This is a genomic window from Nonomuraea sp. B12E4, from assembly GCF_039871825.1.
Taxonomy (GTDB): Bacteria; Actinomycetota; Actinomycetes; order Streptosporangiales; family Streptosporangiaceae; genus Nonomuraea.
Window position 1 is genome coordinate 117,744 of the sequence record NZ_JBDPME010000015.1, and the last position, 26,102, is coordinate 143,845.

Here is a 26,102-nt window from a genome sequence, read left to right on the forward strand (position 1 = left end):
GACGAGACCTTCCCAACGACCCGGGGAGCGCCTCACGCGCGTCCTGCTGAGGGCGAGGAGCCACGGGCAGACCGGAAGCCCTCCGCATCGGGCAACGGTCAAGGACCGGTGCCGCGGGAGGGCGGGGGTGGCGTGGCCGGGCGTGGGAGAGCATCGGCGACAGGGCCGAAGCGCGGCACGGCGGGACGCGGGCGCGCGACGACGACAGGGGCATGGCAGCCGGGAGCGGCGGCGGTCAGGCCGATGGCCGCGGTCGGGCCAGGGCCGGTGGCGAAACGGCCGAGGCCGGTGGCAAGGAGGCCGGGGGCGGCGATCAAGGGGGCGAATCCTGGAGCCGGTGGGGGTCGAGTGCCGGCGGTGGGGGCGAAAGGAAGATCGGGTGTCGGGCGGATACGGCCGGGGAGCCGTCGGGGGGCGCGACGGGGATGGAGCCGGCGTGCTGTCAGGTGGCGTGAGCGACGGGCGGTGGCACGGCTCGGGCGTCAGTCCGCTCCTCCGGTTCGGCTGACCCGTCGCGGGCGGTTCGTGCTGGTGGTCGGGATGGCGTTGCTGTCGCTGGGCGGATTCTGGCTCGGTACGCGTGCCGCAGGGCATGCGGCGGTGCAGGTCGTGGTGCCCGGCCACGCGGGACTGCCGTGGGTGGAGATACGGGAGGGGGACACATGGTGGGGGATCGCCGGCGCGCTCACCCAAGGGGGCGACCCTGACGCGGTGGTGACGGAGATCAGGCGGCTGAACGACCTGCCCGACTCCCTCATCCGTCCGGGCACACGCCTCTACGTCCCGAATGACACGGCGGCCTTACGCTGATCGCCAAGCGGGCACGGATCCCCGCCGGAGCCTGAGCTTACGTCCGCACCAGCGCGGCACGGCCGCGGGCCACCATCACCCCACCGGAAGGTCGACGCTCACCCGGTGCGGTCTGTGCTCGCTTCCTTCTCTGTCGTGCCGGTGGTTTCCGCCATGGCTGAGGGGTCACCCGCGTTGCTGAGGGCGGCATCCATCCGGTGGGGCTGATGGTGTCCCACCGGGTGGATGGCTCAACATCTTGTTATGCGCTGTCCGGCCGGGCGAACAGGCTGAGCGGGCGAGTGGCCGGGCCGCCATGCGGACGTCACCGTGCCCGTCTGCCGCCTGCGCGGGTGAGGTGCGTTTCTGACCCCGCCGGTGACTTTGGGTGTGCGGTTCTTGGCGTGGCTGACGTGCGCATCCGTTGGTCACGTGACTAATCTGCGCGTTCGGTTGGCTCTTGTTGCGGGGGGCGGCCGTGGGGCTGCGGGGTGGACGATGCTGCTGGGCCGGCGAGGACGGTGGGCTGAACGATGCCGATGGGGGCAGAGGGATGGGGGCGAGAGGGTGGGGAGAGGTCGTTGGGGGGGTTGGGTACGGTTGTGAGGGCGCTTCACGGGTGGGAAGCGATGGGGCTTCTGGGGCGTGCCTCGAAGGGGGAACAGCGGTCGGCTGACCGGTGTTGAGGCCGACACGCCCGACCCGGCCGGTCCACCGCAGGCTGATCAGCGACTTCAGGCCGAAGGGGTCGCTCAACTTGCGTTCATGGTCGCACGCTTCTACGGTTGGACCACAACATCTAGTAGTTACACCGATGTAGGTTCACCACACCTTGTGTTTACGTGACCGCCCCATGGATACCCGTGGGGTGTGCGCGAGCGTCCCGCTACGGCGACTGGTTGTGGACTATTGGTGGTCGTAATGGAGGCGAAAGCGTGCATTGTCCGTTCTGTCGCCACCCTGACACCAGGGTCATCGACAGCCGTTCCACGGACGACGGCGCGGCCATCCGGCGTCGTCGGACCTGTCCCGAGTGCGGGCGCAGGTTCACCACGCAGGAGACCGTCCTGCTCATGGTGAGCAAGCGCAGCGGAGTGACAGAGCCGTTCTCGCGGGACAAGGTCGTCGCGGGCGTGCGGCGGGCGTGTCAGGGCAGGCCGGTCAGTGAGGATTCGCTGGCGCAGCTCGGGCAACGGGTGGAGGAGGCGATCCGGGCCAAGGGCGCGGCCGAGATCCCCTCCAACGAGGTGGGCCTGGCCATCCTCGGCCCGTTGCGGGAGCTCGACGAGGTGGCCTACCTGCGGTTCGCATCGGTATATCGCGGTTTCGAGAGCCTGGCGGACTTCGAGGCCGAGATCTCACAGTTGAAGGCGGAGAAGGGGGAGTCATGACGGAGACGGCCAGCGGTTCAGTCGCGCGCGGGGGCAAGCGTCCGCGCAGGGGACTGAAGATGAAGCGGATCTTCACCAAGCCCGGCGTGCACCCGTATGACGAGATCCAGTGGGAGCGCCGTGACGTCGTCATGACGAACTGGCGCGACGGCTCAGTGAACTTTGAGCAGCGCGGCGTCGAGTTCCCCGGCTTCTGGTCGGTCAACGCGGCCAACATCGTGACGACCAAATACTTCCGGGGCGCCGTGGGCACGCCGCAGCGCGAGTGGAGCCTGAAGCAGCTCATCGACCGGGTCGTGGGTGTCTATACGAAGACCGGGATCGAGCACGGCTACTTCGCCGGCGACGAGGACGCGGAGATCTTCGACCACGAGCTCAAGCACGCGCTGGCGCACCAGGTGTTCGCGTTCAACTCGCCGGTCTGGTTCAACGTGGGCACGAAGTCGCCGCAGCAAGTAAGCGCTTGCTTCATCCTCTCCGTGGACGACCAGATGGAGTCGATCCTGGAGTGGTACAAGGAAGAGGGCGTGATCTTCAAGGGCGGTTCCGGCTCGGGGGTCAACCTGTCCCGGATCCGCTCGTCGAAGGAACTGCTGTCGAGTGGTGGTACGGCCAGCGGGCCGGTGTCCTTCATGCGCGGCGCGGACGCCTCGGCGGGGACGATCAAGTCGGGCGGCGCCACCCGCAGGGCCGCCAAGATGGTCGTGCTCGATGTGGACCACCCCGACATCGAGGAGTTCATCGAGACCAAGGCGCGCGAAGAGGACAAGATCCGCGCGCTGCGTGACGCCGGGTTCGACATGGACCTGGGCGGCAAGGACATCGTCAGCGTCCAGTACCAGAACGCCAACAACTCCGTACGCGTCTCCGAGGAGTTCATGCGGGCGGTGGAGAAGGGCGGCGACTTCGGCCTGCGGGCCCGCCTGACCGGCGAGGTCATCGAGACGGTCGACGCCAAGGACCTGTTCCGCAAGATGGCCAAGGCCGCCTGGGAGTGCGCCGACCCGGGGCTGCAGTACGACGACACGATCAACGACTGGCACACCACCCCCGAGACCGGCCGGATCACGGCGAGCAACCCGTGCAGTGAATACGTCCACCTGGACAATTCCTCCTGCAACCTGGCCAGCATCAACCTGCTGAAGTTCCTGAAGGACGACAACTCCTTCGACGTCGCCGACTTCGTCAAGCTGACCGAGCTGATCATCACCGCGATGGACATCTCGATCACGTTCGCGGACTTCCCGACGGAGAAGATCGGCGAGACCACGCGGGCCTACCGGCAGCTCGGCATCGGCTACGCCAACCTGGGCGCGCTGCTCATGGCCACTGGACACGCCTACGACTCCGACGGCGGCCGGGCCGTGGCCGGGGCGATCACCAGCCTCATGACCGGCGTGTCCTACCGCCGCAGCGCCGAACTGGCCGGGGTCGTGGGGCCGTACGACGGATATGCCAGGAACGCCGAGCCGCACAAGCGCGTCATGCGCAAGCACGCGGCGGCGAACGACGACCTGCGGACCGTCGGCTCCATGGACGCGAAGATCCACAGCGAGGCGTCGCGTCAGTGGTCGGAGTGCCTCAGGCTCGGCGAGAAGCACGGCTACCGCAACGCCCAGGCCAGCCTGCTCGCGCCCACCGGCACGATCGGCCTGATGATGGACTGCGACACGACCGGCATCGAGCCGGACCTGGCACTGGTCAAGTTCAAGAAGCTCGTGGGCGGCGGGTCCATGCAGATCGTCAACCAGACGATCCCGCGGGCGCTCAAGCAGCTCGGCTACCAGCAGGAGCAGATCGAGGCCATCGTCGAGTACATCGGCGAGCACGGCCACATCGTCGACGCGCCCGGCCTGCGCCTCGAGCACTACGAGGTGTTCGACTGCGCGATGGGCGAGCGGGCCATCGCGCCGATGGGGCACGTACGGATGATGGCGGCCACGCAGCCGTTCCTGTCCGGAGCCATCTCCAAGACGGTCAACCTGCCGGAGTCGGCCACGATCGACGACATCGAGCAGGTCTACCTGGAGGGCTGGAAGCTCGGCCTCAAGGCGCTGGCGGTCTACCGCGACAACTGCAAGGTCGGCCAGCCGCTGTCGGCGGGCAACGGCGCCAAGAAGGAGGAGGCCAAGCAGAAGGAGGCCGCGGCCGAGCCCGAGGTCAAGGTCATCGAGGTCAACCGGCCGACCCGGCGGCGCATGCCCAACCAGCGGCCCAGCATGACGACCCGCTTCACGGTGGGCGGCGCCAAGGGCTACATGACTGCTTCGTCCTACCCGGACGACGGGCTCGGCGAGGTCTTCCTCAAGATGTCCAAGCAGGGTTCGACGCTGGCGGGCGTCATGGACGCGTTCTCCGTGGCGATCTCCATCGGGCTCCAGTACGGGGTGCCGCTGGAGACGTACATGAGCAAGTTCGTCAACATGCGGTTCGAGCCCGCGGGCATGACGGACGACCCGGACATCCGGATGGCCACGTCCGTGATGGACTACATCTTCCGCCGGCTGGCCCTCGACCACCTTCCTTTCGAGGAGCGGGCGGCCCTGGGCATCTTCTCGGCGGCCGAGCGGGCGGCGCAGCAGCGGGGCGAGGACCCGGCGGCGCTGCAGGAGTCGCTGGACCGCGAGACGCTGGCCCAGTCGGCCCCGATCGAGGAGAAGCCGAAGGCGGAGGGGCAGCGGCAGCCGTCGTCGCAGGTCGGGGAGCTCACACTGGAGAGCCACCAGCGCTTCACGGCCGACGCGCCGCTCTGCATGACCTGCGGCACCAAGATGCGGCCCGCCGGTAGCTGCTACGTCTGCGAGGGATGCGGCTCCACCAGCGGCTGTAGCTGATTTCGGGCAGGTCGCGGTTGATGCGGCGTTGGGCGGTCGCGTCGATTGTGCCTGGTTACGAAGGGGATCCGGAGACGTTCCGGGTCCCCTTCGACCTGTTTCGCACGTGGCCGGCAGACTGCCGAACAACGGCTCAACGAGGTCGCATGTGATGCGACGGAGGCATCTGCGGATTTGTCCGGTGCCGCACACCGGTGGGTCGATGTCCGTCCGTGGGAGGCGGTCTGCCGCCGGTGAGGGCGCTGGACGTGATGGCGCCGCCTTCTGATCTCGGTGAGTGGCGCGTCAGCGGTCCGTGTAGAGGGCGTGGGCGGCGGTGATGGCGTGGTCGGCGAAGCCCAGGGTGTCGCGGCGGCGTTCGAACGGGGACCCGTAGAGGGAGCGGCGGGGGGTGCCGAAGTGGTCGCCCAGCCCGGAGAGCACGCTCGCCGGCGACGGCAGCGCCGTGTCCTCCTCGCGCACCCGCAGGGCCTCGTTCACCACGCGGTGCCAGCGCTCGGGGAAGGTCTCCAGGGCGTGCCGCCCTGCTCCGGCCTTCGAGGTGATCTCGCCGGTGGCCAGTGTGTAGTGCAGGCGCGCGATGCCCGTGACGATCCACACGACGGCGTAGTTCCCGAGGCTCGCCAGCCCCCGCGGGGTGGCCAGGTTGGCGGCGCGGGCCACCAGGCGCCGCCAGTAGCGGTCGAGGTTGGCGTCGGTCCAGGCGGCAAGGGCGTCGGGATCGTTCCAGACTTCCAGCTCGTCCGCTTTGGGGCCGCGGCAGGTGAGGCCGTGCTGGGCGAGGGTGTGCCAGGTGACCGGGTCGACCGTGCCGCGGCGGTTGAGCCGGCCCGCGTGCGCCTGGGGTCGTTCGTCCAGAGTGGCGGGGTCGCGGCGGAGGTCGTCCCAGGTGAGGTAGAAGCCCTCCAGCGGGTGCGCGCCGAGCCGGGCATGGATGCGCTCCAGCACCTCGATCGGCGGTTCGGCGGCCGTGACCGCGACGAAGTCGATGTCGCTCGTGGCCGGACGGTAGTCGCCCAGGGCGGCGGAGCCCTCCAGGTAGAGCCCCTCCACCAGTCCGGGGGCCTCGGCGTCGGCCAATGACAGGTAGGTCTCGACAATGGCATCGATCTTCGGATGGGGCATCATGGCCGCCCAGCCTGCCACAAGCGGCCCCACCGGCTCATCACATTCAACGATCCTAGAATAGCCGGGTGAACAACGTATATCGCCCCGAAGACCTCAGAGCGTTACACGATGGACTCAAGTGGTCGGACGTCGGACCGGACGTGATCCCCGCGTGGGTGGCCGACATGGATCTGCCCACCGCTCCCGCGGTGGTCGAGGCGCTGCGGCGGCGGGCCGAAGGGGACCTCGGTTACCCGGCCTGGCTGTTCGACCCCAGCGCGGGCCCGCTGGCCGAGGCGTTCGCCGAGCGGATGGCGAAGCGGTACGGCTGGGCCGCCGACCCCTCCCACGTACGCTCCTTCAACGACCTCAACCAGGCACTCCAGGTGCTCCTGCAGGTCTGGACCGAACCCGGCGACGGCGTCGCCCTGCACACCCCCGCCTACCACCCGTTCCTGGAGACGCTGGAGGTCATGGAGCGCCCCGCGCGCCCGATCCGGCTGGAGCCGGACGGCGGCTCCTGGCGCTTCGAGGTGCCCGACCTGTCCGGCTGCCGGGTGCTGCTGCTGGTCAACCCGCAGAACCCGACCGGCCGCGTCTTCACCCGCGCCGAGCTGGAAGGGCTGGCCGAGCACGCCGAACGCCACGACCTGCTGGTCATCGCGGACGAGATCCACGCCGACCTGACCTATGGGCCGCACCGGCACATCCCCTTCGCCACGATCCTCCCGGAACGCACCGTCACGCTCACGTCCGCGACGAAGGCGTTCAACCTGGGCGGGATCCGCTGCGCGGTGGCCCACTTCGGCCACCCCGGCATGCGCGCGGCCATGGAGACACAACCCCCCTTCGTGTACGGCTCCGCGAACGTGTTCGGCGTCGAGGCCACGGTCGCGGCCTGGCGGCAGGGAGACGCCTGGCTCCGCGACACCCTGGCCACGCTCGACCGCAACCGGCACCTCATCGCCGAGGCCCTGCCCAGCAGGTTCGGCTATCGGCTGCCGGAGGCGACGTACCTGGCCTGGCTGCGTACGGACCGCCCGGGCCTGGCCGAGGTCATCGAGCGCGAGGCCCGGGTGCGGCTGAACGACGGCGCCGCGTTCGGCCCGGGCGGCGAGCACTACGTCCGGCTGAACTTCGCCACCACCGAACCCATCCTCACCGAGATCCTCAGCCGCCTGCACCAGGTCCGCTGACCAGGGTGGACCTCAGCCGTCGAGCACCGAGCGCAGCACGTCGGGCCGGTTGGTGACGATGCCGTCCACGCCGTAGCCGAGCACGTGGCGCATGGCGGACGGGCTGTCCACCGTGTACGTGAGGACTTGCAGGCCGAGGGCGTGCGCACGCCGCACGTACGCGGCCGTGAGGTCCGTGTAGTGCGGATTGACCTGGTCGGCGAACTTCGCCACCCCGGGGAGCTGGCCGGTGGACGGCCGGCCGAGCAGCGCGATCGGCACGCCGGGCAGCAGCTCGTGGAAGGTGCGCATGGAGTCCCAGTCGAACGACTGCACCACCAGCCGCTCCTGCGACGCCCACTCGGGGTGGTGGCGCAGCTCGGCGGCGATCCGCTTCTCGATCCCCGGATAGAGCCGCGGCGCCTTCACCTCCAACAGCAGGCCCAGCCCGGAGTCGCTCATCGCCTCCAGTGCCTCGCCGAGGGTGGGCACCCGCGTGCCGGCGAACTCGTCGGAGAACCAAGCCCCGGCGTCCACCTTGCGGATCTGGGCGAGCGTGAGGTCGCCGACCCGCCAGGGGGACAGCCCGGGCAGTACGCGCTCCGCGTTCGTGGTCCTGGCCAGGGTGGTGTCGTGCATCAGGACCAGCTTGTGGTCCTTGGTCTCCTGGACGTCGAACTCGAACACGTCGGCCCCGTGGTCGGCGGCGAGTTCGAGGGCGGGGATCGTGTTCTCGGGGGCGTGGGCGGAGGCGCCGCGGTGGGCGACGTTGACGGCGGTGGTGGCGGCGGTGGTGGCGGCGGTGGTGGCCGCGGTCGCCGGTGCTGTCAGGATGGTGAGCGAGGTCGCGAGGGTGACGGCGAGTCGTCCGAACATGGGTCTCCTCTGGTGGGGAGAGGTCCTACGACTCGACGGTGACAATCGATCATGACCGGCAGTTAAGCGCAGAGTAACCCGACGGTGCCGAGACGGTGAGCATTGGACACGCGGGGCGGGCGAATGTCACGGTCCGTCCCGCCGAAGGGACGTAAACCTGAGTCCGGTGTCCAGGGCGCTGGTGACGCGCCGGTGTCGCCGGACATCTCCCAGATCATCGCGCAGGCCCTTGCTCCGCGGTCAGGCCGTCTTCCCGCCGATCGACCAGGCGTCGTCGGACGTCCACCACTGCCCGCCGTCACCGGTGTGGCAGTAGGTGGCGACCGCCTGCTCGTCGTGCCGGACCGTGCAGCCGGGCACCATGGCCGGCGGGTCGTACGGGCTGGCGTCGAGGCAGAGGTTGCAGCCAGGTCGCAAGGGCCCGATGGGGATCATCGCAAAGCCGCCGTTTACCCTTGTCGGACGTGAAATACCGTGGAACGCTCCCCGTGCTGCTCTCGGCCTGGTTCATGGCACAGTTCGACTTCTTCGTGGTCAACGTGGCGGCACCCTCCATCGAACGGGACCTGAACACCGGTTCCGCCTCTCTGGAGCTGATCGTGGGCGGCTACGCCTTCACCTACGCGGCCGGCATGATCACCGGAGGGCGGCTGGGCGACCGCTACGGCTACCGGCGCCTGTTCCTGTTGGGCGTGGCCGCGTTCACGGTCGCGTCGGTGCTCTGCGGCATCGCCGTCACCCCGGCGATGCTCGTGGCCGCCCGCCTGCTCCAGGGCCTGGCAGGCGCCGCGATGGTGCCGCAGGTGCTGGCCACGATCTCCGCCGTGTACCCGCCGCACGAGCGGGGGCGCGCCCTCGGCTGGTACGGCGCCACCGGTGGCCTCGGCTCGATCGCCGGTCAGGTGCTGGGCGGGATGCTGCTGTCGGCCGACCTGTTCGGCCTGGGCTGGCGGGTGATCTTCCTGGTCAACCTGCCCGTGGGCCTGATCGTCCTGCCGCTGGCCGGCTGGTTGCTGCCCAAGATCGCCCCGCCCGGGCGGGCGAGACTCGACCTCGTCGGTGCGACCGGCTTCGCGCTGGCCCTGGCGCTGGTGCTGGTGCCGCTCGGCCTCGGCAACAGCCTGGGCTGGCCCGCCTGGACGTGGGTGTGCATGGTGCTGAGCGTGCCGGCCTTCGCGCTCACCTGGCGCTGGCAACGGGTGCTCGGCGCCCGCGGCGGGCAGCCGGTGCTCGACCTCGCGCTGCTCAAGGTGCGCTCCTACCTGGCGGGCGTGGGCTCGCTCGTGGCGTTCATGGCGTACTTCGCCTCGTTCATGTTCACGCTGACGCTGCTGCTGCAGAGCGGGCTCGGGCTGACGGCCTACCAGGCTGGGCTGGCGTTCGCGCCGATGGGGATCCTGTACTCGATCACCTCGCTGGTGGGCACCCGGCTCATCAGGCGGCACGGCCTGGCCGTGGTCGTCGCCGGTGGCACCGTCGCGGCGCTCGGGCTCGGCCTGCTGGTGGTCGCGGCCGGGCAGGGCCTGCCGTATGTCATGGTCGGGCTCACGCTCGTCGGGGCCGGCAACGGCCTGGTCCTGCCGCAGCTCATCGGGGCGGCGCTGGTCGAGGTCGCGCCGCACCAGGCCGGCGTCGGGGCCGGGGTGCTCAGCACGGCGCAGCAGTTCGCCGGGGCGGGCGGCGTGGCCGTGATCGGCGCGGTGTTCTTCGCCGTGGCCGAGGGCGGGGAGTACGTGGCCGCCATGCGCTCCTCGGCGGCCGTGGACCTGGTGCTCGTCCTCGTCGTGGTCGCGTCGGTGGCCTTCGCCAGGCGGCGTGCTACGCGACGGGTGCCGACGACAGAGCCGTCCCGTACAGCCGCGCGATTCTGAGCCTGATCACCACTCGCCGGCCGGTGACCATCCGCCGCAGGAAGGCGGCCTCGTCGGCGACGGCGGGCTGCATGGCCAGTAACTCCCGGCCCACCTCGTCGCCCGGTTCGCCGCTCACCGGCGACATCTCCGCCATGCCCTCGGCCACGGCGTAGGACTGGAAGTCGCCGCCGGCCACGTAGAGGGTGCAGCGCGGGTCCTGGCGCAGCTTGAGCCGGTCGGCGACGGTGGGGATCCGTACCACCCGCTGTTCCGGGTCCCAGGTGTAGACCACCGTGGACAGGCCGGCGCCGGTCGCCAGCGCGCCGAAGCGTTGTTCCCCCAGCAGGAGCGAGAGCTCCTCGTCGGTCAGCGGCCGGCGCTCCGGCTCGTGGTTCAGCGACATTCGCCATCCCCCGTCCGATTTGTGAAACTGTCAGCCTATCCCGAGCTGCCGGTGGAAGGGCTGGTCGTTCCATGTCCGGTCAGTTGTAAGTTACAAGTCATGAATCTTGCGATAACCAGCGGATATGTCGTACCGATCGACGGCGACCCCATCGACGGTGGCACCGTACTCATAGAGAACGGGAAGATCACCGCCGTCGGCCGGGACGTGCCGCTGCCCGAGGGGATCACCGTGGTGGACGCCGCCGGGGGCTGGGTGCTGCCGGGCTTCGTCGAGGCTCATGGCCACCTCGGGGTGCACGAGGAGGCCGAGGGGTGGGCCGGCCAGGACACCAACGAGATGACCGACCCGAACGGCGCCCGCCTGCGCGCGCTCGACGCCATCAACCCCGCCGACCTGGCCTTCGGCGACGCGCTCTCCGGTGGCGTGACGACCGCGGTGATCAAGCCGGGCTCCGGCAACCCGATCGGCGGCCAGACCGTCGCGATCAAGTGCTGGGGCAGGTCAGTGGACGAGATGCTGGTCAAGGAGCCGGTGAGCGTCAAGAGCGCGCTCGGCGAGAACCCCAAGCGCGTCTACGGCGACCAGAAGAAGCTGCCGTCCACCCGGCAGGGCGTGGCGGCCGTGATCCGCGACGCCTTCATGAAGGCGCAGGACTACAAGGCCAGGCGGCAGGCCGCGGCGGCGGAGGGCAAGCCGTTCGACCGCGACGGCACGCTGGAGATCCTGGTCCGCGTGCTGGACGGCGAGTTGCCGTGGTGCCAGCACACGCACCGCGCCGACGACATCGCCACCGCGCTGCGGCTGGCCGGGGAGTTCGGCTACCGGGTGGTGATCAACCACGGCACGGAGGGCCATCTGCTGGCCGACACCCTGGCCGCCCGGAAGGTGCCGGTCATCATCGGGCCGCTGTTCACCAGCCGGTCGAAGGTGGAGCTGCGCGAGCGCTCGCTGCGTAACCCGGGCATCCTGGCGCGGGCCGGGGTCCAGTTGGCGATCACCACCGACCACCCCGTCGTGCCCATCCACTTCCTGGTGCACCAGGCTACGCTGGCGGTCAAGGAAGGGCTGGACCGGGCCACGGCGCTGCGCTCGATCACGCTGGACCCCGCCCGCATCATGGGCCTCGACGACCGGGTGGGCGCCCTCAAGCCCGGACTCGACGGGGACGTGGTGATCTGGTCGGGGGATCCGCTGGACGTCATGAGCCGCGCGCTGCGCGTGTTCGTGTCGGGTCGGGAGGTCTACACGTACGCGGACGGGGAGTCCGTCGTCACCGACCCGTACTACCGCGAAATCAAGTAACCGTTAAGTGACTGTAGGTATGACTGGCGCATAGAGGGCGGGACCAACGGGAAGAGAGGCACCACCATGACCCCACCGTTGCTCGTTCAACGGCCCAGCAAGGCCCTGCTGGTCGGCCTCGTCGTTTCAAGCCTCCTCGCGCTTGTCATGCTGGCCGTCATGCTCGCCTCCGGCGGCCCCGTCGGGTTCGGCCTGTCGGCGTTGCTGGCCGTGGCCCCGTTGCCGGTGCTGCTCGCGGCCGTGCTCTCGCTCGACAGGCTCGAGCCGGAGCCGAAGCTCAACCTCGCCTTCGCGTTCGCCTGGGGCGCGGGGGTGGCGGTGGTGCTGGGCGTCGCGCTGACGGTCCTGGGCCAGGAGCTGTTCGCCAGGGCCGGCCTGCATGCCGCGACGGTCGACGACCTGGGCGTCGTGCTGCTGGCCCCGGTGATCGAGGAGGCGCTCAAGGGCTCGGCGCTGCTGCTGTTACTGCGCCGGCGGCGGGAGATCGACGGCCTCACCGACGGCATCGTGTACGCCTCCATGGCCGGCCTCGGCTTCGCCGCCGTGGAGAACGTCGGCTACTACCTGCTCGCGTTCGGCGAGGACGGCCCCGGCGGCGCGGTGCAGCTCTTCGTGCTCCGCGGCCTGATCGACCCGCTGGGCCACCCCATCTACACCTCGCTGATCGGCGTCGGCGTCGCCTACGCGCTCACCCGCCGCACCACCGGCAGACATGCCGCCATCGCGCTCGGCTACCTGGGCGCGGTCTTCCTGCACGCCCTCTGGAACGGCGCCGCCACCGCGAAGTCGCTGCCCCTGCTGGGCACGGCCTACCTGGTGATCATGGCGGTGCTGGTCCTGCTGATCGTGGTGACCGTCGTCGAGCGCCGCCACCTCGTCGCCAGGATGGATGTCTACCTGCCCGGATACCGGGACACCGGGCTGGTCACGGAGGCCGACGTCCGCATGCTCACCACGCTGCCGGCGCGCAAGGCGGCCCGCAGGTGGGCCAGGCGCGCGGGGCTCGGCCGTGCCATGAGCGACTACCAGCAGGCGGCGACCGAGCTGACCCTGCTGCACCTGCGGGCCGAGCGGCAGGACCTGGACCCGGTGCGGTTCGCGGTGGAGCGGGACGCGTACCTGGGGGTCATGGCGAACGCCCGCCGCTGGTGAACGCCTCGGGTGGACGTCAGCGGGTGGCCAGCGCGGCGACCGCCGTGCCGGCCGTGAGCACCATGCAGGCCACCACGGCCACCGTCGTGCCCAGGTCCGGTCCGAGGCCCCCGATCACCGCGGCGATCCCGGCCGCGCCCAGCGAGGAGCCGACGTACCTGGCGGTGTTGTTCGCGCCCGAACCCATGCTCACCCGGTGCGCGGGCACGCTCTCGATCGCCAGGTGGGTGATCGAGGAGTTGATCAGCCCGGCGCCGACCCCGCTCACCGCCAGCCCGGCCACGACGGGCGGAAGCGACAGCGCGGAGCCCACGCCGAGCAGCCCGGCGAACCCGGTCGCGCTCAGCCCCAGCCCCAGCGCCAGCCGGGCGGCCGCGCCCAGGCGGACGTGCCTGGCCAGCAGCGACGAGACGAATGACAATCCCGACCAGACGCAGAACAACAGCGCGGCCTGCAGCGGTGTCAGCCCCTGCCCGGTCTGCAACACGCTGGGCAGGTAGCTGAGCAGCCCCACCACCGCCGCACCCACGACCAGCGCCCCGCCCGTCGCCACCAGGAACACCGGCCGCCGGAACAACTCCAGGTCCAGCAGCGGCTCCGCGCGCCGCCGCTGCACCGCCACGAACGCGCACACCAGCACCGCGCCCGCCGCGAACGCCACCAGCACGACCGGCCGCCCCCACCCGGACCGGCCCTCCGTCACGCCCGCGACCAGCGCGGCCACCCCCAGGGTGAGCAGCACCACGCCGGGCACGTCGAATCGGCGCGGCGTCGCCGCGCGCGACTCCTCCAGCACCCGGGCCGACACCACCACCAGGACCAGCGCGCCGCCCGCCAGCAACCAGTACACCGCCCGCCAGCTCGCCATCGCGGCCAGCGCACCCGACAGGAGCGGCCCGAGGGCCGTGCCGAGGCCGATCATCGCCCCGTAACGGCCGGTGGCCCGGATCCGCGCCGCCCCCGAGGGAACGGCATGCCCGACGATGCCCAGGCTGGCCGCCAGCATCGCCGCACTCGCCCCGCCCTGCACCACCCTGGCCAGCACGAACACCGCCACCACCGGGCTCACGGCGGCCACCACGCTGGCCGCGGCGAGCACGCCCGCGCCTGCCACCAGCACCCTCTTGCGCCCGTAGTCGTCGGCCAGCCCGCCAGAGACCAGCAGCACCGCCGACAGCCCGAGCGAGATCCCGCCGAGGATCCACACCGGCCCGGTCGGCCCCGCTCCCAGCGACCGCGTGGCCTGCGGCAGCGTCACCATCGGCACCGTGAAATTCGTCAGCACGAGCAGCGGCGCGGACGACGCGACGGCCAGCGTCCCCCGCCGCACTGTAGGTTCGATCATTGAACTCATACCGCGGAACGCTATCACGGTTCAATGAGTGAACTATGGTGGATCCATGTCGCTCGGCAAGAACTACGACGGCCAGGAGTGCTCCCTGGCCATGGCCCTGGAAGTGGTCGGCGCGCGCGAAGATCGGGTCAGTCTCGCCCTGAGGACACCCCGCCGGATGCTGAGCCCGATTCCCTGACAAAATTGGGGAAACCTCGAAGGGAGATCACATGGGCTGGGCGGAGATCGGGCCGGAGATGGGAGATCGCATGGGCTGGGCGGAGATCGGGTCGGAGGCGGAGCTGCGCGAGCTCCTCGGCGAGGTCATGCCGCGGGCCGCGACCAAGGAGCGGGTCCGGCTGCACGAGCGTGATCTGCAGTGGCTGGCGGCCTCGCCGTTCTGCCTGATCGCCACCTCCGATGACCGGGGTTCCTGCGACGTGTCGCCCAAGGGTGACCCGGCCGGGTTCGTGCACGTCATCGACGACACCACGATCGCCATCCCGGACCGCCCTGGGAACCGCAGGGCGGACGGATTCCTCAATATCCTGAAAAATCCGCATGTGGGGTTGATTTTTCTGATCCCCGGACGCAACGAGACCCTGCGTGTCAACGGGCGCGCCCGGCTCGTGCGCGAGGCGCCGTTCTTCGACCAGATGATCGTCAAGGGCCACCGCCCGCGCCTCGCGCTCGTGGTGGAGATCGAGCAGATCTTCCACCACTGCGCCAAGGCGTTCATGCGTTCCGCGTTGTGGAAGCCCGAAAGCTGGGGCCCCGACGGGTTGCCGTCGCACGCGACGCTGATCAAGGACGTGCAGAAGGTCGAGGAGAGCCTGGAGGAGCTGGAGGCCTACTACGGCGAGAGCTACGCCCGGCGGCTGTACGGCTGACCCGCCGCCCGGCCTGCGGCCTCAGGCGGCGGGAGTGGGACCGCCGGGAAAGCGGATCACGTTTTTGCCCGTGTAGGCCCGCAGGTCGACGACCTTGGGATCGGTGGCCGGCTTGCGGTGGTCTGCCGAGCGGATGTCGCGGACCTTGTGCCGGGCGATCTGTGGCGGCACTGCCACAAGCCTCTTCATCGTGAGCCCCCCGTGATGATCCTGAGACAAATGTTATTAACAGATACCCCCGTAAGCCCGGTGTAAGGAGCGGTCAATAGGGCAGCCTGCGGCCCGACGGCGACCGCAGGTCCGGCGGCGCGGCCGGCCGGAGCCGCTTGGCGGCCGGCTTGCCGACTCTGACGCGTTTCATGTCTCCCCCTTTCCGAAGCGCGCCGTTCTCCTTCCGCGGCCGGGACCCCGCCCGGCCAGGCGCATGGCCGGTGGTCGTCACCCGCTCATGCGCGCCAAACTAACCGGCCTGACCTGACCGTTCAACGCATTTCTACTCAGTGGGTAACAAGGTCGTCTTCCGCGAGGTAATCGCCACAAGACGCGGCAGCCGCGTCCGTCGGGACAAGGACGCCTTCCAAGCGGGCCTCAGGAGGGCGATACGACAGCGTTGATCTTTATGGTGGCTTGACCGAGATTTTGGAGGAGGCAGGGCGTATGCCGCTGATCGCGGTCAGTGCGGCGTGGGCCGTGTTCTGGGGGTCGTGGTCCGCCCTGCTGCCCGCCCTCAAGCTGGAGCTGGGTGTCTCGGCCGGGGATCTCGGGCTGGCGCTGAGCCTCGTACCCGTGGGGGCGCTGCCCGCGATGGCGCTGGCCGGGCGGCTGGCCCGGGGCCGGGAGCGGGCCGCCCTGATGGCCGCCACCGCCTCGTTCGCGGTCAGCGTCGTGGGCCTCGGGCAGGTCGCCACGCTCTGGCAGCTCGCGCTGGCGCTGCTGGTGGTGGGCGCGGCCAGCGGCGCGCTCGACGTCGCCCTCAACCTGGCCACCGGGCGCGCCGAGCGCGAGAGCGGCCGCAGGTTGTTCCAGGCGGTGCACGCCGCCTTTCCCGTCGCGGTCATCGCGGCGGCCCCGCTCACCGGGCTGGCGCGCTCACTCGGGCTCGGCGCCGGCCCGGTGCTGCTGATCGTCGCGGCGATCGTGCTCGCCGCGGCGTTGTCGCTGCCGGCACTGCCCCTGCGGGGCGGCCGGGCCGCCGCCCAGCCGCACACCGACCGGCGCTCGCTCTGGGGGACCGCCCTGCTGCTGGGCATGCTGGCCGCATGCGCGCTGGTCATCGAGAACTCGGTCGAGCAGTGGTCGGTGCTGCTGCTGGAGACGCATCGCGGCGCCACGCCGCTGGTGTCGAGCGCCGCGCCCGCCGTCTACATGGGGGCGCTCACGGCCGGGCGGCTCGTCGTGCAGGTGCTGCCCCGGGCTCCGGTGAGGGAGTTGTTCCTGGTGGCGGGGGTGGGCGGGGGCGCCGGGATCGCCCTGGCCGGCCTGGGCGGCAACGTGCCGGTCTCCATGGCGGGGTTCGCGGTGACCGGGCTGGCGCTCGGGCCGCTGGTGCCCGCCATGCTCAGCCGGGCCGCCGCCGACGACGCCGGCGGGACGCTGGTGTGGGGGGTGTCCACGATCTCGTACACGGGGTTCGTCGTCAGCCCGCTGCTGGTGGCCGGGCTGAGCGGGTGGCTCGGCCTGCCCGCCGCGCTGGCGGCGCTCGGCCTGCTGGGCCTGCCGCTGGTGGCGCGCTTCGCCGCCTGGCGACCGTGACAGAGGTGGAACGCCGGAATATGGCGGTCGCTTGGGGCAGAGGCAACCAGGAACCGGGTATCCCCCCGGCTGACGGACTGCAAAGGGGAGTCACCATGGCTGTCTGCGAGACCTGTGGCAACGACTACGACATGGCGTTCGAGGTGCACGCGCAGGGAGCGACGCACACCTTCGACAGTTTCCAGTGCGCGATCGAGGCGATGGCGCCCGTGTGCGAACACTGCGGGACCAAGGTCATCGGGCATGGTGTCCAGTCGGGCGAGCACTGGTACTGCTGTGCCCACTGCGCCCGCGAGGAGGGCACCAGCGGCATCGTCGACCGGGTGATGGCCGGCACCTGAGGGCCGCCACCACGTCGCCCCTCGGGGCCGCCACCAGCTCGACAACGCCTGTCCGGGCGGATGCTCCGGTCAGGGCAGTAAGTCACGCATGCGGGCGACCGCGTCGTCCAGCGGCCCCTGCGGCACCGGCGTGGCGAGGTCGAGGCTGATCGTGCCGTCCCTGACCTCCCAGACCCCCGCGATCCGCCCCTCGTGGACGACCACCGGGGAGATCCAGCCCGCCTGGCGGCTGACCTTGGGCCTGAGGGCGGGCGGCGGCAGCGTGCCGGCCCAGCCCGGCAGCCAGGTGCGTGGGGTGGTGAAGGTCACCCTGCCCTCGCGGGGCGGGCCGTGGCAGAGCTCACCCAGCCGGCTCAGCGGCTTGAGCAGCGCCCTCCACCCGGACGTGAGCGCCCGCGTCAGGTGAGGCTGCCCCGTCGCCGCCACCACGGCTTCGACCAGCTCCTCGCGCGTCAGCGGCGGCCCGCCCAGCACCCCGGGCACGGCGTCGATGATCGCCGAGATCTCTCCGGCGGTGACCGCGTGGCCGCGCTGCCAGGACCCCTTCTCCCAGAAACGCAACGTGCTCAGGGCCGCACAGTAGTCGGCCACCTCGTCGGCGGGGACGAGGTGCAGGGTGCCGCCGCGCACCAGGCCACCGACATCCCGGCCCCTGCCGGGAGGGTCAGCCCGCGAAACCGATGTCCTCGTAGCGGAGGTCGTAGAAGCCGCGCGCTCCCACGTTGGCCAGCGTCTCCTTGGCGGCCACGTTCTGCGGGCGCTGGTAGAGCGGCAGCACGTTGACCTCCTGCCAGATCAGCTCGTCCGCCTTGTTCGTCAGCTCGCGCGCCCGTACCGGATCCAGGCTCTGCGCCGCCGCGCTCATGGCCCGGTCGATCTCCGGCGACCCGACCCGCCCGAAGTTCGCGTTCCAGGTCTTGCCGTCGGGTGAGTTGGCGTAGATCCCGTAGCTGCTGGAGACCGGGAACGGCGTGCCGATGTAGGCGAAGGGCGTGATGTCGAAGTTCCCGGGGATCACGTAGTTGGTGAAGAAGTCGTCGCTCGGCACCGCCCGGATGTTCAGCTTCACGCCGATCTGGCCGAGCATGCTCTGCGCCAGCTCCCCTTCCGACTTGCTGATCTGCACCCCGGTCGGCACCACGAACCGCAGCTCCAGGGGCTTGCCGTTCTTCTGCCTGACCGCGCCGCCGTTCAGCTTCCACCCGGCCGCGTCCAGCAGTTGTTTGGCCCTGGCGGGATCGTACACGCCGAGGTTCCCGGCGTTGTCCTGGAAGCCCTCCTGGGTGTTCATGAAGAAGTGGTTGTTCAGCAGGGCGATCGGCCAGTCGAGCCCCTGCAGGTCGGACTGCGCGATGGCCTGGCGGTTGATGCCGAGCTGGATGGCCTGGCGTACGTTGCGGTCCTTGAGCAGCTCGCTCGACCCGTTGAAGGTGAAGTGCCGGAAGTCGGGCCCGGCCGCCTGCCGCACCTGGGCCCCGGCCGTGGACTTGGCGCGCGCGTAGTCGGGAGCGGACGGCCCGACGTCGATGAGGTCCAGCTCGCCGTTGCTGAACGCGCCGATCAGCGAGTCCTGCTCGGACGCCCGATAGATGATCTTGTCCAGCTTGGCCCGGTTGCCCCACCACTTGTCGTCGCGTACCAGAGTGATCGTCTTGGCCGTCTGGTCGAACCCGCCGAACTTGAACGGCCCGGCCGTGACCGGGATCTTGTTCAGCCAGGCGGTGTTGAAGGCCTGGGCCGTCCTGTTGGTGGCGGCGGGCAGCAGCGGGCCGAACAGCGCCTGCCAGTCCCCGAACGGCCGCGCGAACGTCACCACCACCTCGTGGTCGTCCTTGCCCCGCGCCACCTTCTCGATGTCCTGGTAACCGGTGGACGAGGCGATGTGGAACTCGGGGTCACGCCCGTTGAGCGCGTGCCACTGCGCCTGGTAGTCGGCCCAGGTGATGGGATGTCCGTTGGACCATCGGGCCTTGGGATTCAGCGTGTAGGTGACCACCTGCTTGGGCCGCTGGGCGGTGACCTTGGCCTCCAGCAGGTAGTCGCGGTCGGGAGAGATCTCCGCCTTCTCGTTGGACACGAACGGCGACGGCAGCAGCGCGTTGCTGATCGCGGCGGCCACGGCCAGGTTGCCGTCGACGTGGTTCCGGTTCCACTGGGAGGGGAACTCGTTGATGCCCCACCGCAGCGTCCCGCCGTCCTTGACCTTGTCACGCGACTGCTGGTTGATGTCGAAGGCCTTGATCGTACGGTCGTCCCCGCCGGGGCCCTTGTTCCCCGGCGCGTTCCCGGCACTGTCCCCGCAACCCGCCAGGCACAACGACGCGGCGACGGCGGCCACGACAAGACATGACGTTTTCATCGAGCGGATTCCTCCTGGTCTGAGCGAGGTCTAGACGACTTCGCGCTTCTCGGCGTAATGGCAGGCCGCGCCCTGGTCCGGGGCACCGTCGTGCTCGCCGGCCAGCGGCTGCACCTCGGGCTCCACGGCCACGCAGAGCCCGCGCTGCTCGTCGGTGAGCTCGGCGCGGAACTTCGGGCACCGGGTGCGGAACCGGCAGCCCGTCGGGGGGTTGGCGGGGCTGGGGAGGTCACCTTCGAGCAGGATCCGCTCGCGCGAGCGCTCGCGGACCGGGTCGGGCAGCGGGATCGCCGACAGCAGAGCCTGCGTGTACGGATGCGCCGGAGCGTCATAGACGGCGTCCACCTGGCCGATCTCGGCGATCCTGCCCAGATACATCACCGCCACCCGGTCGGCGATGTGCCGCACCACGGCCAGGTCGTGCGCCACGAACAGGTAGGACAGCCCGAGCCGGCGCTTCAGCGAGTCGAGCAGGTTGATCACCCCGGCCTGGATCGACACGTCCAGGGCGGAGACCGGCTCGTCCAGCACCAGCAGCCGCGGCTCCAGCGCGAGCGCCCTGGCGATGCCGATGCGCTGCCGCTGCCCGCCGGAGAAGTCCTGCGGGTAACGGGCCGCGTGCGCGGCCTCCAGTCCGACCAGGGCGAGCAGCTCGCTGATCCGCCGCCCGGACCGCTTGCCGTGGGTGCGCAGCGGCTCGGCCAGGATGTCGTGCACCGTCATGCGCGGGTCGAGCGAGGCCAGCGGATCCTGGAAGACGACCTGCATGTCACGCCTGATCTCGGTGCGCTCGCTCCGGGTGAGCCGCGCGGTGTCGTGGCCGAGCACGGCGACGCGGCCCTGCTGCGGCGGGACCAGCTCCAGGATCTGCGTCAGGGTGGTCGTCTTGCCGCTGCCCGACTCGCCGACCAGCCCCAGCGTCTCGCCCTGCCGGATGTCGAAGCTGACCCCGGCCACCGCGTGCACCGTGCCCACCCTGCGCTTGAACACCGCCCCCTTGAGCAGCGGATAGTCCTTGACCAGGTCGCGCACGGCCAGCACCGTCCGCTCCCCACGCACCCGCAGCGGAGAGATGCCGTCGGCACCAGCCGCCTGCCGCGCGACGGCACCAGGCGCCTGCCGGGGCGGGCCGTCCGGGTGCACCTCCTCCCAGCGGATGCACGCCGCCCCGTGCCCGGCGCCCACCTCGAACAGCGGCGGCTCCCGGTCGTCGCACGCGTCGATGCGCATCGGGCAGCGCGGCGCGAACGGGCACCCGGGCGGCAGCGCCGCGGGGGAGGGCGGCTGGCCCTCGATCGGCACCAGCGGCTGCCGCCCCCGGTCCACGCGCGGGATCGAGCCGAGCAACCCGGCCGTGTACGGCATCCGCATCCGGTAGTAGATGTCGTCCACCGCGCCCACCTCGACGGCCCGCCCGGCGTACATGACCAGCACCCGGTCGGCGAACCCGGCCACCACCCCGAGATCATGCGTGATCATGATGATCGCGGCGCCGGTCTTGGCCTGGGCCCGCTTCAGCACCTCCAGCACCTGGGCCTGGATGGTGACGTCGAGCGCCGTGGTCGGCTCGTCGCAGATGATCACGTCGGGGTCGTTGGCGATGGCCATCGCGATCACGACCCGCTGCCGCATCCCGCCGGAGAACTCGTGCGGGAAGGCCAGGGCCCGCTCGGAGGGCCGCGGGATGCCCACGAGGTCCAGCAGCTCGACGGCCTTGATCTGGGCGTTCTCCTTGCTGACCCGCTGGTGCGCGCGCACGGCCTCGGCGATCTGGTCACCCACCCGGTAGACCGGGGTGAGCGCGGACAGGGGGTCCTGGAACACCATGGAGATGCTCTTGCCGCGGAAGGCGGCCAGCCGCCGCTGTGAGGCCCCGAGCAACTCCGTGCCGTGCAGGCGCACGGACCCGGTGACGCGCGCCCCCGGCGGCAGCAGCCCCATGATGGCGGCCGAGGCGACCGACTTGCCCGAGCCCGACTCGCCGACGATGCCGAGCACCTCGCCGGGGCGTACGGAATAGCTCACCCCGCGGACGGCGGGCACGTCACCGAAGGTCACGTTGAGGTCGCTGACCTCGAGAACCGGGCTCATCGCGACCTCTTGGCGGACGGATCGAAGGCATCACGCAGCGCGTCGCCCATGAGATTGACCGCGAGCACGGTCACCACCAGCAGCCCCGCCACGAACCAGAACGTCCACGGCGCGTAGACCGCGGTCCTGGAACCGTCGGCGATGAGCGTCCCGAACGACACGTCCGGCGGCTGGATGCCGAACCCGAAGTAGGACAGCGAGGTCTCGGTGAGGATCGCGGCACTGACGTTGAGCGTGGCGTCCACGATGAGCAGCGACGACAGGTTGGGGATCACGTGCCGGAAGATGATCCGCACCGGCGAGACCCCCATGTAACGCGCGGCCTGGACGAACTCCCGCTCCTTGAGCGAGATCGCCATCCCCCTGACGATCTTCGAGGTGACCATCCACAGGAACAACGCCAGCATGATCACGAACACCGCCCACTGCCCCGAGCCGAACAGCGGCGAGATGATCGCCAGGATGAGGAACGCGGGCAGCACCAGCAGCAGGTCGGTCAGCCAGGTCAGCGACCGCTCGGTCCATCCGCGGAAATAGCCGGCGAACGCCCCCACCACGGCCGCCAGCGCCGTGGACACCAGCGCCGCCAGCAGCCCCACGATCAGCGACTTCTGCATCCCGCGCAGGGTCACCGCGAAGACGTCGGACCCGGTTTGGAGCGTTCCAAACCAGTGCGTGGCCGACGGCGGCTGCATGAACGCGGTGAAGTCCTTGTCGGTGTAGCTCCACCGGTTGACCAGCGGTCCCGCGAAGGCCAGCAGGAACATCAGCGCGAGCACCGCGAACCCGATCCGCCCCTGCGTGGAGCGGAAGAACCGCCCGGCGACGACCCGCACCCGTGACGGCGCCTTGACCGCCACGCCGTCGGACAGCTCCTCTGCCAGCTCCTCGTCGGACAGCGTCATCAGGCCCGCACCCTCGGGTCGAGCGCCGCGTGCAGCAGGTCGGAGACGAGCGAGGCGCACAGCACGGCCACGGCCGCCAGCAGGGAGATGGCCGCCACCGTGTTGACGTCGTTGGTGAAGATGGAGTTGATCAGTTGCTCGCCCAGCCCGTGCCAGCCGAAGATCTTCTCCGTGAACGTGGCCCCCGTCAGCAACGCCCCGAACGTGAACGCGAAGTAGGTCATCACCGGGATCATCGCGGTCCGCAGCGCGTGCCGGGTGAGCGCCTGCCTCCTGCTCAGCCCCTTGGCCAGCGCGGTGCGGACGAAGTCGGCACCGATCACGTCGAGCATCATGTTGCGCTGATAGCGGCTGAAGACGGCGACGAGCCCCACGGACAGCGAGACCGTCGGCAGGATCAGATGCTGCAGCCGGTCCACCACGTGCCCCCAGAACCCGGCCTCCAGCCCGACGCTGTATTCGCCGCTGACCAGGAATATCTGGCGGTCGAAGAGGCGGAAGTTGGCCCAGGACGCCGCCAGGATCAGCATGTTGGCCAGCACGACCACCGGCACGGCCAGCACCACGAAGGACCCGCCGGTCGTGAGCCGGTCGAACCAGCCGTATTGCCGGACCGCCGCGAGCGCGCCGAACAGCACCCCGAGCAGGCTCCCGCAGACCAGCCCCAGCATGACCAGCCGGAACGTGACGCCCATGCGGCGCTTGAGATCCTCGTTGACCGGGGCACCGGAGACGGACTTGCCGAAGTCGCCGCGCAACACGCCGCCCGCCCAGGTGCCATAGCGCTGCAGCAGCGGCGTCTTGTCGTTGAGGTTGAGCGCGGTGAGCTGGGCGTCCACGACGGCCGGCGGCGGCTTGGGGGTGCGGTCGGCGTAGTTGGAGCGCGGGTCGAGGGCCGTCGCGGCCAGCAGGTAGGCGAGGCTGGCGGCCAGCACGATGAGCACGGCGTAGTTGAGCAGCCTGCGGGCCAGGAACCCGGCCATCGCTCCTCCTCCGCCGCGCCACCCGACGTAACGTCGCCCTGGTTGTCACCGACGCCGCTCACTCTACGACATCACGCCATCACTGTGAGACGACATGCCAAGGGCTGGGGGCTCCGCCTTCCCCGAGGGAGGAGATCAGAGTGCCGGAACCGCCGATCAACGTCCGGAGAGCTCGTCCACCGCCGTGCGCACGTCCTCGCTCATGATCGTCGTCAGATCGGCCGAGCTGGCCGAGCCGCCGCGCGAGGCGTGGGCGGCCAGCCGCACGTCGCGGCGCATGGCGGCCCGCTCGAACAGGGACCGGGCGAACCGGCCGTTGCCCAGGCCGTCGATCAGCCGCTCCCCGCACACCCAGGCGAACACCTCGTCGAGGTTGCGCAGCGCCTCTTCGTCGAACGTGTCGCCCGACTTCTCCGCCAGCAGCACCGCGATCTCCGACAGCTCGGCGGGGGAGTAGCTGGGGAAGGCCACGCGCTGGTTGAACCGGCTGGCCAGGCCCGGGTTGCTGGCCAGGAAGGAGTCCATCTCGCGCTCGTAGCCGGCCAGCACGATGACGAGCCGGTCGCGGTCGTCCTCGGCGCGCTTGAGCAGGGTCTGCACGGCCTCGGCACCGAACGCGTCACCGCCCTGGTAACCGGGGTTGAGCAGGCTGTAGGCCTCGTCGATGAACAGCACCCCGCCGAGCGCCCGGTCGACCAGCTCGTTGGTCTTGATCGCGGTCGCGCCGAGGTGCTGCCCGACCAGGTCGGCCCGGTGCGCCTCGACCACGTCGGGCCTGGCCAGCAGGCCGAGCGCAGCGAACACGCGGCCGAGGACCCTGGCGACCGTGGTCTTGCCGGTGCCCGGCGGCCCGACGAACACGAAGTGCCGCGTCTGCGGCGGCGTGGGCAGCCCGCGCTCCTGCCGCATGCGCGCCACCTGGAGCTGGGCCGCGATGGCGTGCACCTGCCGCTTGACCGGGGCCAGGCCGGCCATCCTGTCGAGGTCGGCCAGCGCCTCCTCCAGCGTGGGCGTGGCCACGTAGCCGCGGAAACGCGCGGTCAGCTCGTCGAACGCCTTGGTCACGTCGGGCGTGGTGGTGGTCACCAGGTCCTCGGTGGTCGGGGTGCCGCCGGCGCCCACCACGCGCACGTCGCGGGCCTGCGCGGCGGCCTCGACCAGGCTGCGCGCGAACCGGGCGTTGCCCAGCTCGTCGACCAGGCCCCGCCGGTGCACGTCCTCGAACAGGCCGAGCAGCGTGCGCCTGGTCTCGGAGCCCATCGTGTCGCCGCGCCGGCGCTGCAGCAGCTCGGTGACCTCGACCAGCTCGGCGGGCGAGTAGCCGGGGAAGCGCACGCGCGTGGCGAACCGGCTGGCCAGGCCCGGGTTGCTGGACAGGAACGCGCTCATCTCCTGCTCGTAGCCGGCCAGGATGATGATCAGCCGCTCGCGGTCGTCCTCGGCGCGCTTGAGCAGGGTCTGCACGGCCTCGGCGCCGAACCGGTCGGGCTGCCCGTCGGAGGAGTTGACCAGCCCGTACGCCTCGTCGATGAACAACACGCCGCCGAGCGCCCGGTCGACCAGCTCGTTGGTCTTGATCGCGGTCGCGCCCAGGAACTCGCCGACCAGGTCGGCCCGCTGCGCCTCGACCACGTAGGGGGTCTCCAGCAGGCCGAACGCGTAGAAGATCTTGGCGAGCGCGCGGGCCACGCTGGTCTTGCCGGTGCCGGGCGGGCCGAGGAAGACGAAGTGCCTGGTGGGCCGCTCGGTGGTGTAGCCGGCCTCGGCCCGCAGCCGGGAGGCCTCGATGGAGGCGGCGATGGAGCGTACCTGCTCCTTGACCGGGGCCAGGCCGACCATGCTCTCCAGCTCGCTGAGCGCGTCCTCCACGGAGATCTGCGGGGGCGCGCCCGACTTGTCGGGCGGCGCCTCCAACCTGCCCTCCCGCCCTCTGATCCGGACCTGCCGCTCCTCGGCCGCGGCGCGGGCCGCCCTGGTCTTGCGGGCGAGCATGAACCGGTGGACCAGCACGGCGAGCGCGGCGGCGCAGGCGGCCCAGACGGCCACCTCGTCGGAGACGAAGGAGAGGAGGGCGGCGAGCACGCCCGCCGGGGCGAGCGCGGCCAGCGTGGTGACCCACGGCGTCACCCAGCGGATGAGGTGGGCGGCCGCGGCGACGGGCAGGGCGAGCCCGACCATCAGGTGCAAGGTGCCGGCTCCGGCCGGGAACAGCCCGGAGAAGGCCAACAGCGCCAGCACCATCCAGCCCGCCACCACCAGCGTGGTGGCGGCGGCGCGGGGGAAGCGCATGGTCAGCGCGACGAACGCGAGCACCAGCAGCACGACGGGGAAGGTCTTCAGCAGGTCCCAGCCGAACGCGGCGCCCACGCCCATGGTGGCGACGAGCGCGACCACGTAGAGCACCCGGCGCACAGCCGGGGGAATCTGGAAATAACGCAGCCGAACCTTCTCGAACAGATCCCGCGCCGCGGCCCGCCCCGCGGCCTGGGCCCTGTCGGACTCACGCATCACGCCTCCCCGGTCCGCCCCCGGTTATACCGCACTGGAGCGGCTGTTGGGCGGA

At 70.7% G+C, this 26,102-nt stretch carries 23 protein-coding genes; 11 read left to right on the forward strand and 12 right to left on the reverse strand.

Going from position 1 to position 26,102, the window contains the following annotated elements; genetic code table 11:
• The first annotated feature begins 525 nt into the window (after window positions 1-525).
• The 3 genes from ABGB18_RS29790 to ABGB18_RS29800 all read left to right on the forward strand — a co-directional run bounded on the left by ABGB18_RS29790 (window position 526) and on the right by ABGB18_RS29800 (window position 5,014).
• Window positions 526-810 carry a LysM peptidoglycan-binding domain-containing protein gene (locus ABGB18_RS29790; RefSeq protein WP_347698939.1) on the forward strand — a complete coding sequence of 95 codons (285 nt, stop codon included), beginning with the start codon at window positions 526-528 and terminating at the stop codon, window positions 808-810.
• 914 nt (window positions 811-1,724) lie between these two features.
• Window positions 1,725-2,180 (forward strand): transcriptional regulator NrdR, encoded by a 456-nt coding sequence (gene nrdR / locus ABGB18_RS29795; RefSeq protein ID WP_090941385.1) that lies wholly within the window; start codon window positions 1,725-1,727, stop codon window positions 2,178-2,180.
• Window positions 2,177-5,014 (forward strand): vitamin B12-dependent ribonucleotide reductase, encoded by a 2,838-nt coding sequence (locus ABGB18_RS29800; RefSeq protein WP_347698940.1) that lies wholly within the window; start codon window positions 2,177-2,179, stop codon window positions 5,012-5,014. The genes nrdR and ABGB18_RS29800 overlap by 4 nt, the downstream gene beginning before the upstream one ends.
• Before the next feature lie 285 nt (window positions 5,015-5,299).
• On the opposite strand, the gene ABGB18_RS29805 is transcribed toward ABGB18_RS29800, so the two are convergent.
• Window positions 5,300-6,142, reverse strand: a complete 843-nt coding sequence (locus ABGB18_RS29805; RefSeq protein WP_347698941.1) for an aminoglycoside adenylyltransferase domain-containing protein — start codon at window positions 6,140-6,142, stop codon at window positions 5,300-5,302.
• A 65-nt stretch (window positions 6,143-6,207) separates the two neighbouring features.
• On the opposite strand from ABGB18_RS29805, the gene ABGB18_RS29810 reads away from it, so the two are divergent.
• Complete coding sequence (locus ABGB18_RS29810) at window positions 6,208-7,317, forward strand: aminotransferase class I/II-fold pyridoxal phosphate-dependent enzyme (RefSeq protein WP_347698942.1); 1,110 nt, start codon at window positions 6,208-6,210, stop codon at window positions 7,315-7,317.
• Window positions 7,318-7,329: 12 nt separating this feature from the next.
• Here the strand turns inward: ABGB18_RS29810 and ABGB18_RS29815 are convergent, their stop codons facing one another.
• Window positions 7,330-8,172 (reverse strand): glycerophosphodiester phosphodiesterase family protein, encoded by an 843-nt coding sequence (locus ABGB18_RS29815; RefSeq protein ID WP_347698943.1) that lies wholly within the window; start codon window positions 8,170-8,172, stop codon window positions 7,330-7,332.
• 240 nt (window positions 8,173-8,412) lie between these two features.
• On the reverse strand, window positions 8,413-8,589 hold the full coding sequence (locus ABGB18_RS29820) for a hypothetical protein (RefSeq protein ID WP_347698944.1): 177 nt from the start codon (window positions 8,587-8,589) through the stop codon (window positions 8,413-8,415).
• Window positions 8,590-8,636: 47 nt separating this feature from the next.
• On the opposite strand from ABGB18_RS29820, the gene ABGB18_RS29825 reads away from it, so the two are divergent.
• The gene (locus tag ABGB18_RS29825; RefSeq protein ID WP_347698945.1) at window positions 8,637-10,043 is read left to right on the forward strand and encodes an MFS transporter; all 1,407 of its coding nucleotides are present in this window, start codon (window positions 8,637-8,639) and stop codon (window positions 10,041-10,043) included.
• Here ABGB18_RS29825 and ABGB18_RS29830 read toward each other — a convergent pair.
• Window positions 9,991-10,428 carry a PPOX class F420-dependent oxidoreductase gene (locus ABGB18_RS29830; RefSeq protein WP_347698946.1) on the reverse strand — a complete coding sequence of 146 codons (438 nt, stop codon included), beginning with the start codon at window positions 10,426-10,428 and terminating at the stop codon, window positions 9,991-9,993. The two genes, ABGB18_RS29825 and ABGB18_RS29830, sit on opposite strands and share 53 nt — an antisense overlap.
• Before the next feature lie 99 nt (window positions 10,429-10,527).
• Here ABGB18_RS29830 and ABGB18_RS29835 point away from each other — a divergent pair, with 99 nt between their 5' ends.
• On the forward strand, window positions 10,528-11,733 hold the full coding sequence (locus tag ABGB18_RS29835; RefSeq protein WP_347698947.1) for an amidohydrolase: 1,206 nt from the start codon (window positions 10,528-10,530) through the stop codon (window positions 11,731-11,733).
• 78 nt (window positions 11,734-11,811) lie between these two features.
• Window positions 11,812-12,885, forward strand: a complete 1,074-nt coding sequence (locus tag ABGB18_RS29840) for a PrsW family intramembrane metalloprotease (RefSeq protein ID WP_347698948.1) — start codon at window positions 11,812-11,814, stop codon at window positions 12,883-12,885.
• 16 nt (window positions 12,886-12,901) lie between these two features.
• Here ABGB18_RS29840 and ABGB18_RS29845 read toward each other — a convergent pair whose 3' ends face one another.
• On the reverse strand, window positions 12,902-14,239 hold the full coding sequence (locus ABGB18_RS29845; protein WP_347698949.1) for an MFS transporter: 1,338 nt from the start codon (window positions 14,237-14,239) through the stop codon (window positions 12,902-12,904).
• Between the two features lie 46 nt (window positions 14,240-14,285).
• Here ABGB18_RS29845 and ABGB18_RS29850 point away from each other — a divergent pair, with 46 nt between their 5' ends.
• The gene (locus ABGB18_RS29850; RefSeq protein ID WP_347698950.1) at window positions 14,286-14,417 is read left to right on the forward strand and encodes a hypothetical protein; all 132 of its coding nucleotides are present in this window, start codon (window positions 14,286-14,288) and stop codon (window positions 14,415-14,417) included.
• 31 nt (window positions 14,418-14,448) lie between these two features.
• Window positions 14,449-15,108, forward strand: a complete 660-nt coding sequence (locus tag ABGB18_RS29855; protein ID WP_347698951.1) for a pyridoxamine 5'-phosphate oxidase family protein — start codon at window positions 14,449-14,451, stop codon at window positions 15,106-15,108.
• 21 nt (window positions 15,109-15,129) lie between these two features.
• Here the strand turns inward: ABGB18_RS29855 and ABGB18_RS29860 are convergent, their stop codons facing one another.
• Window positions 15,130-15,297, reverse strand: a complete 168-nt coding sequence (locus tag ABGB18_RS29860; RefSeq protein WP_347698952.1) for a hypothetical protein — start codon at window positions 15,295-15,297, stop codon at window positions 15,130-15,132.
• A gap of 468 nt (window positions 15,298-15,765) precedes the next feature.
• On the opposite strand from ABGB18_RS29860, the gene ABGB18_RS29865 reads away from it, so the two are divergent.
• On the forward strand, window positions 15,766-16,860 hold the full coding sequence (locus ABGB18_RS29865; RefSeq protein ID WP_347698953.1) for an MFS transporter: 1,095 nt from the start codon (window positions 15,766-15,768) through the stop codon (window positions 16,858-16,860).
• Between the two features lie 95 nt (window positions 16,861-16,955).
• Window positions 16,956-17,201: a hypothetical protein gene (locus tag ABGB18_RS29870; protein WP_347698954.1), complete on the forward strand. Its 246-nt coding sequence runs from the start codon at window positions 16,956-16,958 to the stop codon at window positions 17,199-17,201.
• Window positions 17,202-17,270: 69 nt separating this feature from the next.
• On the opposite strand, the gene ABGB18_RS29875 is transcribed toward ABGB18_RS29870, so the two are convergent.
• The 6 genes from ABGB18_RS29875 to ABGB18_RS29900 all read right to left on the reverse strand — a co-directional run bounded on the left by ABGB18_RS29875 (window position 17,271) and on the right by ABGB18_RS29900 (window position 26,047).
• Window positions 17,271-17,831: a crosslink repair DNA glycosylase YcaQ family protein gene (locus tag ABGB18_RS29875; RefSeq protein ID WP_347698955.1), complete on the reverse strand. Its 561-nt coding sequence runs from the start codon at window positions 17,829-17,831 to the stop codon at window positions 17,271-17,273.
• Window positions 17,832-17,865: 34 nt separating this feature from the next.
• Window positions 17,866-19,560 carry an ABC transporter family substrate-binding protein gene (locus ABGB18_RS29880; RefSeq protein ID WP_347698956.1) on the reverse strand — a complete coding sequence of 565 codons (1,695 nt, stop codon included), beginning with the start codon at window positions 19,558-19,560 and terminating at the stop codon, window positions 17,866-17,868.
• 30 nt (window positions 19,561-19,590) lie between these two features.
• Complete coding sequence (locus ABGB18_RS29885; RefSeq protein WP_347698957.1) at window positions 19,591-21,651, reverse strand: ABC transporter ATP-binding protein; 2,061 nt, start codon at window positions 21,649-21,651, stop codon at window positions 19,591-19,593.
• Complete coding sequence (locus ABGB18_RS29890; RefSeq protein ID WP_347698958.1) at window positions 21,648-22,556, reverse strand: ABC transporter permease; 909 nt, start codon at window positions 22,554-22,556, stop codon at window positions 21,648-21,650. Before ABGB18_RS29890 ends, ABGB18_RS29885 begins: the two co-directional genes overlap by 4 nt.
• Window positions 22,556-23,539 carry an ABC transporter permease gene (locus tag ABGB18_RS29895; RefSeq protein ID WP_347698959.1) on the reverse strand — a complete coding sequence of 328 codons (984 nt, stop codon included), beginning with the start codon at window positions 23,537-23,539 and terminating at the stop codon, window positions 22,556-22,558. The genes ABGB18_RS29890 and ABGB18_RS29895 overlap by 1 nt, the downstream gene beginning before the upstream one ends.
• Window positions 23,540-23,695: 156 nt before the next feature.
• Window positions 23,696-26,047, reverse strand: coding sequence for an AAA family ATPase (locus ABGB18_RS29900; protein ID WP_347698960.1), 2,352 nt, complete (start codon window positions 26,045-26,047; stop codon window positions 23,696-23,698).
• Window positions 26,048-26,102 lie beyond the last annotated feature (55 nt).